Genomic DNA, 413 nt, shown 5'->3' on the forward strand with positions numbered 1-413 from the left:
CGTTGGAGCAGCGTGTCTCCAACTTGCTCGACAGTATCGAGGTCGAACTGATCGGTAAGGTGTCCACGGACGGTATTGGCGTGTGGAGAGTCTTCGGTCGTCTCGCAGATGTGATTGACCGAGGTCCTCTGAAGAGACCTTTACACCGTCTGCGAGTTCTATCGGGAGTTCCTCGTCAAGAGTGTTGACGACAAAATTAAGCAGATGCTCTTCCTTGATCTGACTGTCCGCTTGGTTTCACACTACGTCCAAGCAGACACTTCCTCTAACCCGATGTGATCGACTGACCTTTGATCTTCCCGAGCAGTGTTGCCACTGATTTGGCGGTTACTGACCGCTCAACGAGCGATCTGAGCCCGTTCTGACATGCTCGATGCATCTGTGCTCGTTCACGTGGACTTGGGTCGGTCTCC

The 413-nt window shown here is 53.3% G+C and carries 1 pseudogene; it reads right to left on the minus strand.

The annotated features are described in order from the left end of the window. A pseudogene (locus tag O2S87_RS18895) lies at positions 1–219 on the minus strand (ISH3 family transposase); the annotation flags it as partial. Positions 220–413 lie beyond the last annotated feature (194 nt).

Source organism: Halohasta sp. A2 (assembly GCF_056175805.1).